Raw genomic sequence first — 18,248 nt, 5'->3', positions numbered from 1 at the left:
TGCTTCGCGCGGGCGCGCGGGGTCTCTCGCTTACTTGATGCCCATGGTCGAGATCGGGACGATCCCACCCGTGGCCGGCGCGGTGGGGCGCGACGTGGGCGGGGGCGCCGAGCCGGGTTGGGGCGACGTGGAGGCGGCCACGGCGACCTGCGCGGGTTTGTCGATCTTCTTGGGCGGCGCGCTCGCGACCACCGGCGGGCTCTCGATCGACGCGGAGGGCGCGGCGGCAGAGGGCGTGGGTACGGCCGAGGCCTGCGCGCTCGTGACGGACGGGGGAGCGGTGGCCACGACCGACGTCGCCGACGTGAGCTCGGGAGAACCCGCGACCGCCACGGGGCGGCGCAGCCCGAGGGCGACCGCGACACCCGCGATCCCCAGGAAAACAAGGGCTCCCGCGAGCGCGAGCCGACCGTTGCCCGACAGCGGACGGGCGGCCGACATGGGCACACCGAGGTGCTCTTCGGTCTTGGCGGTGGCGATCGCGTCGACGTCCCGCTGCGACGAGCGCTGCGTGGCCGGACCGGGCGAGACGTGCGGGGCGGACGGGAGGACCCCGAGGAGCGCGCGCACACGGTCCACCGACTCGGCGCTCCCGGGCGGACCGAACGGCGCGATGCGCTCGGCCACGTGGGCGACCGAGGCGATGCGCTTCTTCGGGTCGAGCACGAGGCACTCTTCGACCAGGGCGTCGAGCTCGGGCGGGACGGACGGGAGGCGGTCGGAGAGCTTCACCCGGTTCTGCTCGAGCACGTTCGCCACGACCTCGTGCACCGACTCGCCGTCGTACGGGGGCACGCCGGTGAGGAGCTCGTAGAGAATGATGCCGAGCGCCCAGAGATCGGCGCGCTCGTCGCACCCCTTGGCGTTGCGCATCTGCTCGGGGGCCATGTAGAGCGCCGAGCCGAGCCCCGAGGACGTCTTCGTGAGCGAGACGTCCTCGTCCATGACCTTGGAGATGCCGAAGTCGAGCACCTTCACGATGGGCTTCTGGCCGGGGCGGCGCGCGAGGAACAGGTTCGACGGCTTGAGATCGCGGTGCACGATGCGCATCGCGTGCGCCGCGGCGATGGCCTCGCACGCCTCGAGCACGTACCCGACGGCGACCGGGACGGGCAGCGGCCCCTCGCGCTCCACCACGGTCGCGAGGTCCTCCCCGTCGAGGTATTCCATGACGATGAAGGGCGAGCCGTCGTCGAGCTTGTCGACGTCGATGACGTGCGTGACGTGATCGCTCGCGAGGCGCCCGAGGGCGCGGGCCTCGCGGTCGAAGCGCTCGACGACCGCGGGCTTCTCGATGGCCTCGGGCTTCAAGAACTTGATGGCGACCGTGCGCCCGAGCTGGGTCTGCGTGGCCTTGACCACGACGCCCATGCCTCCCTCGCCGAGCACCCGCTCGACGACGTACTTTCCGGCGACCGTGGCGCCTTCTTGCGTGACCATGGAGGACATTCGGCGGACCTGGGGCCCGGCGGACCCCTCGCGCTCCATGGTAGCCCATGCGGCGCACGAAGGGAGGCGCGGCGTGCCCCTCGGGGCGAGATCGGGACCCCGGCGATTTACACTTAGAAAACGGCTACTTGCAGTGCGCGGCGGTGTCCGGCGAGAGCCTCGCGAAGAACGGGTGGGCGCCGGCGATGGGGCCGACCATGCCGTCGAACATGGTCTTGATCTGGGTCACGTACTGGTAGCCGCCCGGATCGGAGCCCTGGAGCGCGTTGAGGCCGGCCTGGTTCGCGATGAAGCCGCGACCCCCTTCGAAGCCCTTGAGGTGCGAGAGCAGCCCGGTGATGACGTTGCCGCCCGTGCCGCTCCCGGCGCAGTAGGCGTCGGGGTAGGTGACCGCGCTCGGCTTGCCGTTGCCCATCGAGGCCACGTAGTAAAACCACGCGCCCATCGCGACGTTGCAGGCCACGTTGGTCATGAGGGACATGTTCTGCGTGGGGCCCGTGACCGCCCAAAAGGCGCTGTTCCCGGGCTCCGACGCGCGCGACGAGACGCTCGCCGGGATGGGGCAGCCGACGCACGCGAGGCGCTCGAGGTTCCCGAGCGCGACGACCTCGTGGACCGTCGACGAAAAACGAATCTGGAGGAGCCCCACGACCGGGTCGTTGGCGCGCTGGGCGCCGATGGCGCGGGTCGCGTAGGCGTCGTTCACCTTGACGGTGGGGTTGTAGGCCGACTCTTTCGAGATCGAGGCCGCGAGGTGGGCGTAGCAGTACTCCTTCTTCCACCCCGCGTTTTTGGCCGGATCGGGGCCGAAGACCTCGCACGTGCGCAAGATGGCGTCGACGGCCTCGGTGCGCGTCGCGCCTGCCGGTGGCGGGTTCGGGAGGGCGTCCATGTAGCCTTCGACCATCGCGGCGCCGGAAGGATCGGCGGCCGTGCCTCCGCAGCCCGTGCCTCCCGCGTCGGGCCCTGGGTCGAAGGGCGTGTCCGAGTCGGCGCCCCCGTCTCCTCCCGGTGGGACGACGACCACGGCGCCGTCCGGGAGCGTCACGATCTGCCCACCCTCGAGGCCGCCATCGGAGTCGGGACCTACGGCGGGATCGTCACCGCCGCACGCGACCGCGAGCCCCACCGCGCCCGAGACACCGAGCACCACGGGGACCCAACGTGCGCGACGAAAGACTGTGGCAAGCATGACGAAAGCGAAGCACACGCGCGCGCCCGCGTCTCGCGCAGGGTGGTCCACGGACGTCGAAAGGGTAGGAGATTTGAGCACCTACGAGCCTGATGGTGCGCGAGGTCAGGCTCCGGCGAGGCGCGCCTCGAGGGCCTCGAGCGCCGAGAGCCCATCGACGAACGACACGGTCTCTTCGTCCTCCGCGACGCGGTACGGGAAGGGCGCGGTCGCCGCGCGCAGATCGAGCGCGGGGGCGTTCTTGGCTTTGTCGGCCGCGCGCTGGGCGACCGTGACGAGGTGCGCGAGGCCTTTTCGGAAGAGGGCGTCGGCCGTGTGCGTCTCGAGGCGATGGGCGGCGAGCTCGTCCGAGCTCTTCTTGCCGTGCTCGTGCAGCGACACCTCGAGACCGAGGCTCACCGTAGCCATGGCGGCGCGCACGGCCTCGGCGGGCCTCAGCCTTCGACCGAGCACCACGACGCCCTCGGCCGTGACGTTGGCGAGGTACGCGAGCTCGTCGGCGCGTGCCTCGAGCACCTCCGGAGAGAGCTTCGCGAGGGCTCGCTCGAGGAGCGAACGCGTGTGCCCCGAAGCGGGACCGAGCGACGCGGCAGGGGACGTGTCTCGGGGCTCGGCGAGGAGAGCCTCGAGCGCGGGGCTCGCGGGGAGGGCCCGCGCCACACGCTCGGAGGACGTGCCGTGCGCCGTCGACAGGGCGGCCCGATCGAGCTCTCGGAAATAGGCCTTGGTGATGGCGTCGCGCGCGCCCACGTCGTGCCCTTCGCGGGCGAGCGCGAGGAACGCGCGGGCGTCGGACGGCGCGAGGTGGCCCTTTTTCGCGCGGCGATCGGCCCGATCGGCCGCGGCGTCGGCCATGAGCGTCTCGGCGCTCGAGAGCACTTCGGAGAGGTCGTCGTCCTCGGCGAGGGAGAGCGTCGCGGCCGCGCACCGCTCGAGGAGCCCCGCGAGGTAGCTCGCGTGATCACGATCGAGCGCGAGCAGCGCCGCGAGCACGGCGTCCCATCCGTCGGGGTCGCGGGCCACGATCACGAAGTCGCCGATCTCCTCCGAGAGCGCGTTGGCGAGCGTTTTTTCCAGGCGATCGTCGTCGTCGTCCTCGACGGCCTCACGCAGCGCCTCGAGCGGGACGACGTGCACCGACGAATGGAACGCGAGCGTCACCAGGTCTTCGGGGAGGGAGACGAGCTTCGCGGCGAGCGTGGCGTCTCCCGCTTCGAGCATGACCTCGAGCCACACGCGGAAGCGCTTGGAGTCGAAGGTCGCGTCGTCGCCCGGGTCCGACGGCGCCCAGAGATCCTCGTCGAACAGGTCGCGGAGCTGGGCCACCGTGGCGAAGGCGAGCAGCTCGCCGGCATCTTCGAGGCCGACCTTGTCGACGAGGCGACCGAGCTCGCGCGCAGGGAGGCTCGCGATACGTTGCGGGAGGCGAGGGTCCTCGAGGACACGCGAGAGCAGGCGGCGCGCGGGAGGCGAGACGAGAGGCATGGGGCGGCTCCTTCGTGCCCAGAACCTTCGGGCCTCGCGGGTCGCCACGCAAGGCACCCTGCGGAGAAAGTGCGTCAGCCCGGCCAGCGTGCGATCGAGCCGAGATCGTACACGGTGTACCCCGCGCGTTTGAGCGCCCCTGCCGCCGAAGCCGATCGCGCGCCGCTCGCGCAGTACACGACCACGGGCTTGGCCTTGTCACCGACCTCGCCGAGGCGCGAGCCCAGGTCTTGGACCGGGATGTTGATCGAGCCCTCGATGTGCCCCTGCTTGTGCTCGCCGGGCGTGCGCACGTCGACGAGCCGCGCGCCCTCCGCCACGAGCTCCTTCGCCTTCTGCGGCGAGACCTTGCCCAAGAACATGCGGCTCACCTGCCACACGAGCAGGGCGACGAGCACGACGGTGACGACGTTCGAGAGATCCATGCCCGAGAGAGCCACCCTACCCGCGCGAGGGTTCGTGCCCCGAGGTCGATTTCGCACGAGCGACGAAAATCGCATGAAGATCAGAACGTTACGAAGCGCAATTCGTGCGCACGGAAAGGCCGAGGCGCGCTCGACGGGGCGTGAGAAGCTCTCGCCCACGATGCTGCTCAACGTCTACGCGACCGTGCGCACGCCCAAGCGCCCTGCCTTTCCCCACGTGCTCCGGAGCTACCGCGACGTCACCGACCGGGAGCTCTTTCACCATCTCCAGGGCTTCATGGGCTTCGTGATGGCGAACGGCGAGCGGCCGATGACGTCGACGCGGTACCACGTGCTGCGGCACCTCGAGCGCGTGCGCCACCAGTTCGCGATCGAGGTCGAGAAGGCGCACATGCCGGGCTTCGAGGCCTGGGCCCTCGAAGTGAACGGGCTCGTCTTCTCGACCGACACCGCCGTACGCGCTCCGGACGGAAAAGTGCTCGTGTCGCCGGAGACGGGCGATCCGGAGCCGGGCGCCGTCGTGCCGCACCCCGAGGACGCGCGGCACAGAAAGGCGATCACCGAGGCCGAGCTCGCCGAACGTGGGCTTCACGTGCCCGCGGTGCTACCGCCGGTGGTCTCGGAGCTCGAGGTCGCGCTGCGCGACCCGGCCGAGGTCGTCGCGAGGGCGTTCGCGCTCTTCGCGTGCGCGGTGCGGGCCGAGTCGCTCGCTGCCAAGGAGCCCGTGTCCGTCGCCGACCTGAAGAAGCGGCTCCCCCTCGCGTTCGAGGCGCTCTCGCCGAAGGAGCGCGAGCTCATGGGAGGCGAGCCCTCGCCTCAAGAGATCGCGAACCAGGTGTGGCGGTACGAGGCGCTCGCGGTGCTCGTGTGGGCGCTCCGCGTGAACGGCGAACCCGCGCTCCCCTTCCCCTCGGCCATCGTCGACGTGTCGGCCCTCGCCGAGACCATGCTGAAGCTCGACGCCAAGAGGCTCCTCGCCGAGGCGCGCCTGCGGCCGGTCCCCGAGATCTTGGGCGCGCTCGACCACGCGTACCGTCTGCACTGGCTCACGACCGAGGCGCGTTTGCACCCCGACATGGAGATCGAGGGGGTCGAGCCCGGCGTGGTGCTCGAGCGTCACTACGCGCTCTCGTGGCTCACGCGGTTCGAGGAGGCCGAGTGGGACGAGGTGAGCACGCCGACCTGACACCGCGGAGAGAAGAGCAGAACGTCGGCCGTTTTGGGCCGGGACCCAAAACCAGGAGGTGGGGCCCCAGCGGGCTTTGCCCGTGGGGCGGAGGACAGCGTCCTCCGATGACAAGTCAGCCTAAATCAGCGGTCTTGATCGAAGATCATGACTGCTGATTTAGGGATAGCGCTCGGCTCGTTTTCCTGGGGCTCCCGCGAGCGGACCTTGGCCCGCGGCGCCTCCGGGACCAAGCTCGTAGGTGGCGCTCGCGATCTCGGCGTTGCCCGCGAGGACCCATAGAGCGAGGCTCGGTCCGCCGCTCCCACCCGCGCCGTTCCCGCCGTTTCCGCCCTCGGCGCCCGCGTGACCGTCGCCGCCGCGCCCGATCTCGGAGAGCCCGACGGCCGCGCCTTTTCCGCCCGCGCCGCCCTTGCCACCCGGGGTGCCCGACGTGCCCGCGCCACCCCGACCGCCGCCCGCCGTGACGAAGCGCACGTCGAACGCGAGGGGCGCGCCGTCGTCGACGAGCCACGCGATCGACGCGCCGCCTCCGCCGCCTCCGAGGCCTCCCGCGCCGCCACATCCGCCCGCGCCACCACCGCCGCCGCCGTTGCCCGCGCCGTCCGTGCAGAGTGCACCTGTTTGGCCCGCGCCGCCTCCGCCGCCTCCGCCACCTGCGCCGCTCGTTCCGGCGGTTCCGTCACCGCCACGGGCCGCGACGTAGCGCGCGTTCGCGCCGTCCCACGAGCCCACCTCGAGGCCTTGGGCGCCTTGTTTTCCAGCCTCCCCGAGCTTCGGGACCGTGGCGGCGCTCTCCCCCGCGCGCCCCGTGCACCCGCTCTCGGGGGCGCCCTTGCCGCCCGCCGCGCCCGCCGCGGACGCGCGTCCGTCGACACCCGAGAACGCCGTGTAGCGCTGACCTCCGCTGCCGCCTGCGCCCCCACGCGCCTCGGGGCAGGTCGGGTTCTGGCCACCGTCGCCGCCTCGGCCCGCGCCGTTTTCGCCGTCGATCGCGCCGCCTCGGCCGTCTTGGCCGGGTGCCCCATCGCGCGACGGAGCGCTGCCGGTCACGATGGCGTCCGCACCGTCGGCCCCACGACCCGCGCGGAGCTCGACGTGATCGAGACGAAAGCCGCGCGCGCCTCGCGTCCAGAGCGCGATGGAGGCCTCACCGGGGACGGCCGCGTCGGCCGCGACGATGCGCAGACCGCGCAGGCTGCCCGAGGTCTTCGGATCGCGCACGACGACCGCGAGAGACGCGCCACGGAGCTCGGAGAGCGCTTCACTTTCTTCAAACGTTCCGGGCACATACCCACCCCTGAGCCGCAGACCGTCGGGCAGCACGAGCGGCTCGGTCTCGGTGTAGACGCCTTGCGCGAGGCGGACGTCGGGGCGCGTGGCGTGCGCGGCGAGGCGGAGCGCGGTGCGCACGGTGCGGACGGGGCGCTCGCGTGTGCCGGGCGCCGTGTCGTCTCCGTCGGGTGCGACGTACACGTCGAGGTCGGCCTCGCAGGCCCCGCTGGCGCAGCGATCCTCCGAGCCACACGCCGCGAGCAAGAGCACCGCGATCGAAGCCGCCGCGAGGATCGTTCGGTCGCGCCACACCGCCATCTCTCCCAACGTACGGGACGCGCGCGGCGTTGTCCTCCGCCTCGGCACGCTCGCGGCCCGTCGTTTTTTTGCGCACATGTCGGCGAACGTCCTTCTTTCCGTTCCGTCAGAGACGGCGACGCGCCCTTCCCCGAGCGCCGGCTTTCGCTACGCTGCGGAGATGCGCTCGGCACTTCGGCTCTCGGCCACGGCACTCGTCCTCGCGTCGTGTGCGCTCTCGGGGTGCGGCTCGGACGGTGGCGGTGGCACGACCGACGACCCCTCGGGGTTGCCCGGAGACGCCGACGATCCGACGCGCCTCGGCCTCGACGGAGGCCCGGGAGGAGAAGGGGGCGCGAAGCCGGCTCCCAAAGGCCGCATCGAGCACGTCGTGATCCTCATGCAGGAGAACCACACGTTCGACACGTACCTCGGGCGGTGGTGCACGGCGGCGCCCGGCTCGAACCCGACCTGCACCAAGGGCCCCGCGTGCTGCGAGGCCGCGCCGGCCACGGAGCCCTCCGGTGCGAGCCCGCGCGAGCTCACCGACCAAGCGAACGCCGACTACGATCCGGATCACTCGCAGCCGTGCGAGCGCGCCGAGATGAACGGCGGAAAGATGGACCGCTTCGTCACCGGGGCTTCGTGCTCGAACGCGAAGAACTTCGCCATCGCGCCGAGCGCCGTCGTCGCCCCGTACCATGACTACGCCACGAAGTACGCCGTGGGAGACCGGTATTTCCAGTCGATCGTGGGCCAGACCTCGGCGAACGACATGTACTTCGCCGTCGCCAAGAAGGTCTTCACGGACAACGAGTTCATCCCCAACGCCATCGGCCAAGGGTGCTCGAACCCGCTCACGCCGAAGATGCGCAACGTGTCCGAGTCGACGGTCGCCGACGTGCTCATCAACCACGGGGAGCGGGTGCGCTACTACGCCGAGGGCTACGACGTGATGCGCGCGGCGAGCACGTGCCCTCCCCACCCGCCGGATTGCCGCGGGGCGAACCCGGTCTTCGCGAGCTACCCGTGCGCGTACGACCCTTCGGACATCCCCTTCAACTACTACCAGCAGTTCACCGACAACCCGTCGTTCCTCATGGACTGGTCGAGGTTCGAGCAAGACCTCGCCGCCGGCGACTTGGCCGAGGTGAGCTACATCAAACCCATCGGCTACCACACCGAGCACCCCGGCTACGGCACGAGCATCTCGGTCGGTGTGTCGTGGATCGACGCGGCCGCATCGAAGATTTTGGCGTCCCCCTTCGCGAAGAGCACGCTCATCTTGCTCACGTGGGACGAGGGCGGCGGGTACTTCGATCACGTGGCGCCTCCGCCCGCGAAGAGCCCCATCGACGGAGAGGAGCTGGGCACCCGGGTGCCGATCTTCGCCATCGGGCGCTTCGCGAAGAAGGGGCACGTGTCGCACGTCGTGCTGGAGCACTCGTCGATCGTGAAGTTTCTCGAATGGAATTTCACCGGAGAGACAGGGCAGCTCAAGGCACGCGACACCCTCGTGAACAACCTCGGGAGCCTGCTCGACCCGAACGAGGTCGACCTCCCCGTGCCCGAGAACTGAGGCGCCGAGGAAGATCGGGGCGCGCCGCCACGTACGACCCTGTCGACGGTACCGAACGTTCCTTCGAGGGCTGCTATCCTCTTGAGAACCATGGCTTTTTCTTCACACACGAGGCACCTCTCTTTTGGCTTCGGGGCCGCCGCGCTCGCGCTGCTCGGCGCGTGCACGGTGCTGAAAGCGGGGGAGGACGCGGGCACCTCCGACGACGCGGGCGCGCCTGACGCGGAGGTCGATGCGGCGATTTCGCCCGAGGGTGGCGTCGACGCGGGAGCCGACACGGCGACGCCGAAGGACGCGGCGACCGAAGAGGACGCGGGGCCTCCGATTCAGATCGAGGTGGTCATGAGCGGCGTGTGCGACGTCACCTGGACGACGGCGATTTTCCAGGGGCCGCCTCAGATCATGACCAGCATGGGCGTGCGCACGACGGCCACCGGCGAGTACCTCTCGCTCGCCCGAAAAACGCTGAACGGCACGATCGCGCTCTCGACCAACCAGCGCCAAGCCGACGGGGACGTGCTCGCGGTCTTCGCGAAGGGGCAGCTCTTTCAGAACACCTGCAACGTGACCGCGGGGCCGTGCACCTACTCGACGGCGACCAAGCTCTACTCGAACGATCCGGTGGGGGGTCTCGTCACCGTAAACCGCTACGACACGGCGTCGGCCGAGCTCGACATCGTCTTGAAAGACGTCGTGCTGCAGTCGTCGACGAGCGGCGATTTGTGCACCATCAACGGGCGAATCAAGGCACGAGGAAAGCCCTGAAAAGCGCCGTCACCGTGTAGCCTCGAGAGCGCATGCGCCTCGTCTCGCGTCCGCTCCCGCTCGTCGCCACGGTCACGCTGGCCCTGAACGATCACGTGCTCAAAGGGAGCGCGACGCTGCCCTCCGTGCTCACGGGGAAGCTGAGTGACGTCGCGGGGCTCTTCGTCGTACCTGTGCTCGTGGCGGGGCTCGCGTCGGAGCTCGGGGTGAGGGGACGCGCGCTGTCTCGTGTCGCGGCGGGCGCGGCGTGCGCGGTGGGCCTCGTGTTTGCGGCGATCAAGACGAGCCCCGCGGCGTGCGCGTGGCTCACGGCGCACGGCACACCCACCGTGTGCGATCCGTCGGATCTCTTCGCGTTGCCCGCGCTCGTGGCGGCGTGGATGTATGTCACGCGCGTCGCGAAGGTCGGCGCGGGTGCGGCAACGAGCCGCGGGCGTGCATCGGCGTTCGAGCGCATAGGGCTCGTTTTTGCGGCGTTGGCCTCGCTCGCCACGTCGCCCGCGCCGCGCCCGTTCACGGCGTGGCAGGTCAAAGAGGGCAAGGGCGAGGGGCGCGCGATCGGGTGCGCGCGCGTGGACGTGTGGGTGGCGAAGTCGGGCAAAGAGGGCGCGGGGTTCTTCGTCGGAGCCGACGCGCAGTCGACGTGCGACGTGCAAATCGTCCGCGCCGAGCTCGAGATCGCGGGGCGCACCTACGCCCCCGCCGAGCTGCCACGTGAGCCCGTGCACCCGGGCGGGAAGGCCTATTTGCCCTTCCTCTTCGACAACGAGAAGCTCTGGAACGAGAACCAACGCGAGGGCACGCTGCGCCTCTCGCTCGTCACGGGAGGCGTGCCCTCGGAGCTCCACCTGCGGCTCGAGCACGTGTGGACGAACGATCGCTCGGGGCCTCCGGGTGTGGCGCCGCCGCGCTCTTCGGCCCCGCCGATGCCGCTCGCCGTGCCACCCGAGAGCACGAGCGACGAGAACGACGCGGGAATTTCCCTATGAGACGCGCGCTCGTCGTGGCGAGTGTGGCGCTCGTGGGGTGTGGTATCACGCACCTCGACACGAACGCGCCGGGCATCGCGAACATCCGCGAGCGCCCGGCCGACCCGCCTCCCGGCACGCGCTCGTACCCCGGCGCGGCCCCTCACGCGGCCGAGCCTCCCGAGGATCCGGGAGGCCACATGATCGTCGCGAGCTACGGAGGGTTCGCGGGCGTGGGAGGCGCGGGGGGCCCGGGAGATCCGGCGAAGGTGTCGTACGTCGCCGGCGCCGAGGTGAGCATCGCCAAGGGGACGACGAGGCACGCGCGCCCCGACGCATTCTTCTGGCCGACGATGGAGTCGGGCTTCGGCGCGAACCTCGGGTTCACCGCGGCGAGGCCGCTCGGGCGCACGATCGGGCCGCTGTATGCCGAGGCCGAGCTGCGGCGCGATCTGTTCTCGCTCGCCGCGGGCTGGGTGTGGAACCCGCTCGACAAGACGCACGGGCCGCAGGTCACGTTCGGGCTCGGGCCGATGTTCCTGCGGTTCACCCACGAGCTCGACCTGGGGACGCAGCTCCATGTGGGGTTCTGGTTGAAGGGGTACTCGGCGTGGGCGTGGAGCCGGTGAGGGGGGTTGGGAGTGGCTGGGATGGCGTGACTCTGGCCTGCGGTGTGCCGAGGGTCACTTTTGAATCTTTTCGGACACTTGGCGCCAACGTCGGTCGGATCTTTCCCGGGTTCGCGGCCTCGAGCCCCCTCCTCGCCCCCGCACGTGAGGCAACCACGACCTCGCGGCGCTTCGTCCCCTCCGCACCCGATGCGATCGCGACCTCGCGGCGCTTCGTCCCCTCCGCACCGGATGCGAACGCGACGGAGCGAGGTTTCGTCCCCTTCGCACCGGATGCAAACGCGATCCGAACGCTGCAAATCGCGTTTTCATCTGATGTGTTCGCGATCCGAACGCTGCAAATCGCGTCCGCACCTGATGCAAACGCGACGTCGCCGCGTTGCGTCCCCTTTGCACCCGATGTGATCGCGATCGGAACCCGAAAAGTCGCGTTCGCACGTGGCCCGACACGCCGCATCCACCCCGCCGGCGCGGGCGCGTGACCGAGCCGCGCCCTCCCCACCCCTCACCCCGCGGCCATGGCCAAGAGCTTCTGGCAGGTGCTCCAGTTGCGCGCGGTGCCGAGACCGAGCTTCGCGAGCGAGAGCTTCGTCCGGGCCTGACCCTTTGGGAAGTGCACGTACGCCTGCGCGCCGACGACGTGCACGGGCTCGCCCCACCCGCCCTTCGCCTTGGCAGCCTCGAACGCCGCCACGTCGGACGCGCTCGGCGCGGATTTGAAGGCCACCACGACGAAGTGCGACGGATCGGCCTCGGCCTCGGCGGGCATCGGGTTCTTCGCGAGCGCTTCGGCCCACGCCTCGGGGGTCCGGACCATGACGTCGGTCGCGAGGCCGTGCGACGTGGCGAGCGCTTCTTCGAGCGCCTTCTCGAGCGCGGGGCCCTTCTTCTTCGTGGTGACGACGGCGTTGCCGCTCGCGAGCAGGGTGCGAACGTCGGTGCATCCGAGCCCCTCGAGCGTGGCCTTGAGCGTGGCCATGGGGAGCTTCGCGGTGCCGCCGACGTTGACGGCGCGGAGGAGCACGATGGCCGTGGGCATGCCCGGAGGATGCCACGAAAGACGCCCACCCGTAAGATATGACCTTTCTTCGCAGACCCGTGAATTCGCCTGCGGGAGGGTCGTCGAAGGACCACGATGCGCTTCCCCGTCGTCCTCCTCGTTGCCCTCGCGTCTCTCGCTTCTCTGGCTGGCTGCGGCTCGGGCACCTACTCCGTGCCCACGTACGCGGCCACGCGCCCGGTGCAGAGCTTCACGCATTTGTGCCGCGCCTCGAGGCGGGCCAGCGAGAACCCGCGCTCGGAATCGCTGCTGCGCATCCACACCTCGAACCGCGTGGTCGACTACTGCATCCGCGTGGACGGCGAGACCGTCGCGGTCGACCCCAAGCCCGGCGTGCTCGACGCGCTCGCGCACGGGAAGGAGGTCGAGCACGGGTTCGTCGTCGCCCCCGGTGAGCACCACGTGGAGATCGACGTCGCCTACGCGGACGGGAGCATCTCGTCCTCCTACCGGACGTACACCGCGCGCGGCAGGACGTGCACCCGGCTCGGCTTGGACGGGAACGACTCCCTGGAGGACTGCGCCCCGTAGCCGGCTCGAGCGGCGTTGCGGGCCCTTGCGCCCGGGCTCGCGTCGACGTACGGTCTCTCCACCACGACCCCACCTTCGGGGGCGATCGGTTTCGACGGAGATGGTGACTTCTTTGCTGCGTGCCGTGGGTCTCGCGAACCACGTAAATCCTCGTGGGGACGTTAATTGCGAACGACAACGCAATCGCTCTCGCCGCCTGAAAAACGGATAGAGCCGTCCGACCCGAAGCCCGTCAGAGCTTCGGCTAGGGCGTCATCGATCTGACTAGCCCAAGCCCGGGTTACCGGGGCCGAAGGCGAAGACAAACAGGTAGATAACCTCGGGGAAAGGCTGCTGGCCGTCGCGCCCCGGGGTGAAATCAAAAGACCAGACACGCACGTCGACGCGAGAAGCGCAGCATTTTCGGACCCGGGTTCGATTCCCGGCGCCTCCACTACGAGACCTCGGCGCAAGCCGAGGTCTCCGTGGTTTTGTGCATCCGTTGCGCCGAGGTGAACGAGCGATCGCCAATTTCCACAATCCTTACGTAAGTTTGGACACCGCGCCCTCGGCGGTCGACATGTTTGCACCATGCCAACCGTGGAGCAACGAAGACGGGGCGGTCTTGCACCTGGGGGACGAGGAGCGCACTGTCCACAGGTGAGCGATCCGCACGCCCCTTCAGCCGCGCCCGAGTCTGCCGTGGACAACGGTCGGCTCGTCCACCTGCCACCCCACCTGCCTTGCCGGGAGTGTCATCGGGCGATCCGCCTCGAGCCCACCGGGACTCGCGGAGAGAAGCACGCGCTGGACGAGCACGCGGCAGCGACATACCTAGCGGCGGCGATATTCGGAGTCCGGTACGCAGAGTTTCTTGAGGCTGCTGCTACTGCAGACTGCAGAACCTCCAAGCCCGGACGCAATTGAGGTACGGGGTTGAGAAACAAGGATTGATTTCGACGAACCCGTCGACCACGAGGTGCAATGTCTGCCGGCCCTTGGCAACACTATCTACCTGCCGCGTACGTTGGTGGATTCGCGATAGCGCCTGCGCCGCGGCTTCGCGAGTCTCGACTCTGGGTCGGTCGTCGCGGCATCAAGGATGTCTATCCCCGCAAGGCTGAGGGCGTCGCTGCGGCAAAGCATCTGTATACCGCACACACGGTCGACGGCGTCACCGACCCCCTATTTGTCGACACATACTGGTCACAGATTGAGCCGCGGGTCCCAACGGCGATAGACGAATTGATCAACACAACAATCAAGCCATTGTCCGCGGACGTCTGGATGGAGGTTCTCGTCCCGTTCGCGGCGCACGTATTCACACGCGGAATCGACTTTGCGGATCGACTACCACATCGGCTCGGGCCACTCGCGAGTGCAGCAGCACGGAATGACGTCAACTACGACAAGTTCTTCCGGCTGAGGGACGCACAGACGATGCTGACGATCGTCATGCGATCGTCGTGGACGGTCCTGCACGCGCCGCCGGGCGTGCCTTTCATTTGCAACGACGTGGCGCGTGCTGGAATGCTGCACATGCAGTCGGGCGAAGCTGGCTTCGTCATTCCGCTTCGAAAGGATGCAGCCCTCGTCCTCACGAAGGCACCCAACCGTCGGCCACGATTCGAGGCGAACGACACTGTCGGCGACAGTTGGATCATGGGAAAGATCTACCACACCGACCTCAAGGCGGAGGACGCGGTGAGTCTGAACGAAGCTCTGGCGAGACAGGCTCGCGATGAGTTCTACGGGGGCGACGAGGCGCAGGTACGGACGCTCCATCGTATGATGGGCGCGTCCCGACCAGCTGCCATCGTCGCTGAGCCGCTCTCGATCAGCGAGGAGCCGAGGGTCCTGCGCCATTACATGCTGTTGTACGCCTATGCCATGACGTTCCTGGGAAGGCGACCATCGATGAATTCGCGCAGAGAGTCAGTCGGCTTCGCCGAAATTGAATGGCAGCGCGTGAGCCGCGTGCTACCGGTTGCCTTCGTTCCGATCCCTACGCCGCCTTTCCTCAAGGCGCATGTAGCAGCGGGGAAGGCGATGGGAATCGAGACGTTCTACTCGCAGATGGTCCCGCTCCGATCGGGGGTCGAGCCGCGCATCGTGATGGAGGTCGTACCGTACGAACGTCCGTCGCCGCGACGTCGCGCGCGAGGAAAATAGCTCCGCAACCGCCGCACTTCGTCACGGGCGGCGCGTGGACAACGTGACTCCACACGAGGCGTCCCGCGGGAGAGTCGCGTTCGGGGCGTGGAGCGCGACGACGACTTCGTCCTCGGGAGCGACGACGAGCCGCGCCCCGTGCATATCCATGCGCTCACGCGGCGCCGAGGCCACGACCCACGAAGGCGCGTCGGTGCTCCCGGCGAGCACGACGACGTCGCTCGCGCACGCACCACCGACGACCACGTCCGTGACGACCATGGGGCCAATACCGATACGGACGCAGGTCGATCCTGCGTAGGCAGGGCTCGTCTTGGAGAGCGGAGCACACGCGTAGGCCCGAGCGTGACCGGGGACGATGGCCGTCGTCGTCTTGGTCCGGGCATCGTCGGTCCCGCCGCTTGGCGCGCCGCTCGAGGAGGGGAGCGCCGCGCGTGCGCCAGAAGCCACCGGCTTTGCTCCCGGAGGCGCATCGGACGCGCTCGGATCGAGGATCGCCGCGACCTCCACGAGCGGCCCCGACATGCCCTCGAGGCCCGGTAGCTTCGTGATGAGGCGGAGCTTCGCGGCGAACTCACCGACCTGTTCGGGCTGGTTCTGCGCCGCGCCCTTCTGGAGCTTCTGCCTCGCGGCGTCCTTGTCGGCTCCGTCGACGTAGCCGACCACACCATCCACGAGATCGTCGCACCCACGAAGCCCCGCGTCTCGGCATCGCTCGGCGACCGGGCTCTTGAGAAGCATCGTCCCCCCGCACCCGAGCCCCAAGAACGCGGCCAGCAAGCCGAACCGCACCACGATAGCGCCAGACATTCCGCAGTCCTCCAACCGACAACACTAGATCGGTGCGATGGAGGATGCCTAGGCGAATCGAACATTCTCTACCCGAACACCGGCACCGCGCGGGTCCGCGATCTCCCTCACCTTCGGGCTCCTGCACGCGTGCGCAACGGCCGCGCGGCCCGAGATTCAGCCCGAAGAAATGTCACGCAGGCAGGGCCTCGAAGGCTCCGCCGAGCCTTCGGGCTACCCCCTCAACAGCACGAAGTATTCGGGTTGGGGAACGCGTCTTCGTCTTCTTCGGCGGCGCGGCGCGTGAGGCAGGCGAAGTCTTTCTCGATCAAAATACCGAGTGTCCTGCCGCCCGGTGCGGGGACCTCGGCGCGGAGGCCGACCTCGTCCCCTCGCGCCCACTCCGTCGCGAGCCCTCGCGGGAGCTCGACGACGAGCGTTCGGCCCTCGAACTTTGCGCCGATGCTCTCGAGGCTCGGGGTCGGACGGAGCTCGGTGCCGAGCACGTCGGCCTCGGTGGGACCGACGTAGAGGCGCTCCTCCACGCTGTGGCCTTCGGCGATGCGCGCGACCTCGGTCTGAGTGAGCCGCAAACGAAGGGTGTTGGCGCGGGTGCGGAGCTTCATGGCGTTCTCTCGGGTGGGCGCACGACGCGGCTCCCATGACGGAGGGTACCGCAGCTCCGGGGCTCGCGTCGACACGCCGCGCCGGCAAGTGCTCGTTCGCCGCGCCCGGGCGAAACGTGCCAGCATCCGCGCACCTCGGCTGCCAAACCCCCTTAGCGAAAGGCCTACCGTGAAGCACCTCAACGTCTACTCCGTCTCGCACGCCGGCACCGAACCGCTCACGCTCACGCTCGAGGCAGGCGCCACGACGACGCAGCCGCAGACCCTCGCGAAGGGCGAGTCGTGGAAGGTCCGAAAGGCCTTCGCGTTCGAGGACGAGTGCACCCTCACCCTCACGAGCGGCAGCGACAAGGCCACCTTCACCTGGAAGGACGCGACCCCCCACACGTCGGCCGGCGTCGCGCTCGGGAGCACCACCGTTCAGCTTATTTTCAGCGTGACCGAGAGCCCCGCCCGCTTCGACGAGCGTTACGTCAACATCCACGCGATCCGCTGCGAGGCGAGCGAAGAGATGGACGCCACCGAGGTCTACATGATCGTCAAATCGGGAGGGAACGAGGTGCGCTTCCCGAACGCGAAAGACTCGTTCGTGCGGCTCGACAACGGGCAGTCGCTCGAGGCCCACGTGAGCTTCCCGTTCGAGGGCGACGCCACCGTGGAGCTCTGGGACGAGGACACCGGCGAGGACGATCCGCTCGGCACGTTCGACGTCGCCGCCCTCACCGAGCTTTCGCGCGCCGAGCTCCGCATGGATGCGTTCTTCAAGGTCGACTACTCGGTCACCGAGGAGATCCCCGCGGGCTTCCAGCACGTCGCCGCGGTCTGAAACGCGCGAGGCTCTCGCCAGCACATGGCGCCAGGAAAGAGGCTGACGACGACTCGTCGTCGGTCTCTCCCGCGAGTCAGAAACCCTTCGCCGTGAGGACGGCCTCGTACCCGTTGCCGAAGCCGTCCTCGTAGTGCCACTCGACGGGGCCCACTCCCCTGCAAAACACGGTGTACGACGTGTACGACGCGACGACGGTCGCCGACCAGCAGTCGGAGAACGTGCCCGCGGGCACCGTCTGCGTGCCCTTCGATCGCCAGACGTAGCTCCTCACGCCGTCGCTCCAGGTGTGCCCCTCGGTGACGGGCGCGTCGAGCGAGAGGCGCCAGCCGGCGACGTAGGTGAACACACGATCGCCCTCGACGGCGTACTCGTAGTCGCCCGCGTTTTTGCAGAGCGACGACACCGTGATGGCGCGTTTTCCGTCCTTCTGCGCGGCGCTCTTGGCGGTGGCGACGTGCGTCCCCGCGGAGCACGCCGGGTAGAAGCCGAGCACCTTCACGTCGTACGTCCAGGTGCGCCCCACCTCGATCGGGTCGATGCGCTTGTCCTCGGGGGCCGCGTCGCGTGGGCCGGCGTCGGGGAGCGAGGCCTCGGGGGAGGCGTCACGCGGGTCGGGGGGCGGAGGGTCGGTGGGCTTCGGGCCACCGTCGAGACCGGGAGCCGGAGCTTCGGCGTCGGGTGCCGCGATCGGGTCGATGTCGGACCCTCCACACGCTACCCCAAGCCACGCGAGCCCGACCACCAAGGCGACCTTCTTCATGCGCTTCACGACCTCCATGCCGTGAGTGGGGGCAGGGGCGCGACGTTACGAAGGGCGTGACGCTTTTTTCGAAGGCCGAGGGGCGCGAATTTGGAAAACCAATCCTTTCGCGTATTTGGCGTCAACGTCGGTCGCCCCGCGACCACCTTTCGCGCACTTGGCGTCAACGTCGGTCGCCCCAAGGGCGCCCCACGACCCACGTTTCGCGTACTTGGCGTCAACGTCGGTCGCCCCGACGGCGCCCCAAAGGCC

17 protein-coding genes and 1 other RNA gene are annotated in these 18,248 nt (G+C 69.2%); 9 read left to right on the top strand and 9 right to left on the bottom strand.

Going from position 1 to position 18,248, the window contains the following annotated elements; genetic code table 11:
• Window positions 1–30: 30 nt before the first annotated feature.
• The 4 genes from IPK71_12270 to IPK71_12255 all read right to left on the bottom strand — a co-directional run bounded on the left by IPK71_12270 (window position 31) and on the right by IPK71_12255 (window position 4,488).
• Window positions 31–1,440 carry a protein kinase gene (locus IPK71_12270; GenBank protein MBK8214508.1) on the bottom strand — a complete coding sequence of 470 codons (1,410 nt, stop codon included), beginning with the start codon at window positions 1,438–1,440 and terminating at the stop codon, window positions 31–33.
• 133 nt (window positions 1,441–1,573) lie between these two features.
• Entirely contained in the window at window positions 1,574–2,641 is a 1,068-nt protein-coding gene (locus tag IPK71_12265) for a hypothetical protein (GenBank protein MBK8214507.1), read from the bottom strand.
• Window positions 2,642–2,746: 105 nt separating this feature from the next.
• Window positions 2,747–4,126, bottom strand: coding sequence for a hypothetical protein (locus IPK71_12260; protein MBK8214506.1), 1,380 nt, complete (start codon window positions 4,124–4,126; stop codon window positions 2,747–2,749).
• A gap of 74 nt (window positions 4,127–4,200) precedes the next feature.
• On the bottom strand, window positions 4,201–4,488 hold the full coding sequence (locus IPK71_12255) for a rhodanese-like domain-containing protein (protein MBK8214505.1): 288 nt from the start codon (window positions 4,486–4,488) through the stop codon (window positions 4,201–4,203).
• A 136-nt stretch (window positions 4,489–4,624) separates the two neighbouring features.
• Here IPK71_12255 and IPK71_12250 point away from each other — a divergent pair, with 136 nt between their 5' ends.
• Window positions 4,625–5,737, top strand: a complete 1,113-nt coding sequence (locus tag IPK71_12250; protein MBK8214504.1) for a DUF4272 domain-containing protein — start codon at window positions 4,625–4,627, stop codon at window positions 5,735–5,737.
• A gap of 159 nt (window positions 5,738–5,896) precedes the next feature.
• Here IPK71_12250 and IPK71_12245 read toward each other — a convergent pair whose 3' ends face one another.
• On the bottom strand, window positions 5,897–7,330 hold the full coding sequence (locus IPK71_12245) for a DUF1565 domain-containing protein (GenBank protein ID MBK8214503.1): 1,434 nt from the start codon (window positions 7,328–7,330) through the stop codon (window positions 5,897–5,899).
• A gap of 160 nt (window positions 7,331–7,490) precedes the next feature.
• Between IPK71_12245 and IPK71_12240 the strand changes: the two genes are divergently transcribed.
• The 4 genes from IPK71_12240 (at window position 7,491) to IPK71_12225 (ending at window position 11,250) form a co-directional block, all read left to right on the top strand.
• Window positions 7,491–8,888: a hypothetical protein gene (locus IPK71_12240; GenBank protein ID MBK8214502.1), complete on the top strand. Its 1,398-nt coding sequence runs from the start codon at window positions 7,491–7,493 to the stop codon at window positions 8,886–8,888.
• Between the two features lie 90 nt (window positions 8,889–8,978).
• Window positions 8,979–9,653, top strand: a complete 675-nt coding sequence (locus IPK71_12235) for a hypothetical protein (GenBank protein ID MBK8214501.1) — start codon at window positions 8,979–8,981, stop codon at window positions 9,651–9,653.
• A gap of 32 nt (window positions 9,654–9,685) precedes the next feature.
• Complete coding sequence (locus IPK71_12230) at window positions 9,686–10,642, top strand: hypothetical protein (GenBank protein ID MBK8214500.1); 957 nt, start codon at window positions 9,686–9,688, stop codon at window positions 10,640–10,642.
• Complete coding sequence (locus IPK71_12225; GenBank protein ID MBK8214499.1) at window positions 10,639–11,250, top strand: hypothetical protein; 612 nt, start codon at window positions 10,639–10,641, stop codon at window positions 11,248–11,250. Before IPK71_12230 ends, IPK71_12225 begins: the two co-directional genes overlap by 4 nt.
• A 505-nt stretch (window positions 11,251–11,755) precedes the next feature.
• Here the strand turns inward: IPK71_12225 and IPK71_12220 are convergent.
• Window positions 11,756–12,289, bottom strand: coding sequence for a DUF1697 domain-containing protein (locus tag IPK71_12220; GenBank protein ID MBK8214498.1), 534 nt, complete (start codon window positions 12,287–12,289; stop codon window positions 11,756–11,758).
• A 96-nt stretch (window positions 12,290–12,385) separates the two neighbouring features.
• Between IPK71_12220 and IPK71_12215 the strand changes: the two genes are divergently transcribed.
• The 3 genes from IPK71_12215 to IPK71_12205 all read left to right on the top strand — a co-directional run bounded on the left by IPK71_12215 (window position 12,386) and on the right by IPK71_12205 (window position 14,992).
• Entirely contained in the window at window positions 12,386–12,841 is a 456-nt protein-coding gene (locus tag IPK71_12215) for a hypothetical protein (protein ID MBK8214497.1), read from the top strand.
• A 77-nt stretch (window positions 12,842–12,918) separates the two neighbouring features.
• Window positions 12,919–13,277: a transfer-messenger RNA gene (ssrA, locus tag IPK71_12210) on the top strand.
• A gap of 527 nt (window positions 13,278–13,804) precedes the next feature.
• Window positions 13,805–14,992, top strand: a complete 1,188-nt coding sequence (locus tag IPK71_12205) for a DUF4238 domain-containing protein (GenBank protein ID MBK8214496.1) — start codon at window positions 13,805–13,807, stop codon at window positions 14,990–14,992.
• Between the two features lie 21 nt (window positions 14,993–15,013).
• On the opposite strand, the gene IPK71_12200 is transcribed toward IPK71_12205, so the two are convergent.
• Both IPK71_12200 and IPK71_12195 read right to left on the bottom strand, forming a co-directional pair.
• The gene (locus tag IPK71_12200; GenBank protein ID MBK8214495.1) at window positions 15,014–15,802 is read right to left on the bottom strand and encodes a hypothetical protein; all 789 of its coding nucleotides are present in this window, start codon (window positions 15,800–15,802) and stop codon (window positions 15,014–15,016) included.
• A gap of 221 nt (window positions 15,803–16,023) precedes the next feature.
• Window positions 16,024–16,407 carry a hypothetical protein gene (locus IPK71_12195; protein ID MBK8214494.1) on the bottom strand — a complete coding sequence of 128 codons (384 nt, stop codon included), beginning with the start codon at window positions 16,405–16,407 and terminating at the stop codon, window positions 16,024–16,026.
• Between the two features lie 169 nt (window positions 16,408–16,576).
• Between IPK71_12195 and IPK71_12190 the strand changes: the two genes are divergently transcribed.
• A complete protein-coding gene (locus tag IPK71_12190; protein MBK8214493.1) occupies window positions 16,577–17,233 on the top strand; it encodes a hypothetical protein in 657 nt (218 codons plus the stop codon).
• 76 nt (window positions 17,234–17,309) lie between these two features.
• Here IPK71_12190 and IPK71_12185 read toward each other — a convergent pair whose 3' ends face one another.
• Window positions 17,310–17,996 (bottom strand): hypothetical protein, encoded by a 687-nt coding sequence (locus IPK71_12185; protein ID MBK8214492.1) that lies wholly within the window; start codon window positions 17,994–17,996, stop codon window positions 17,310–17,312.
• Window positions 17,997–18,248: the final 252 nt, after the last annotated feature.

The sequence above is a fragment of the Myxococcales bacterium genome (assembly GCA_016712525.1).
In the GTDB taxonomy this organism is placed as follows: domain Bacteria; phylum Myxococcota_A; class Polyangia; order Polyangiales; family Polyangiaceae; genus JAAFHV01.
Note: the sequence above shows the minus strand (reverse complement) of the source record. Positions and strands in the feature narration are given on the sequence as shown.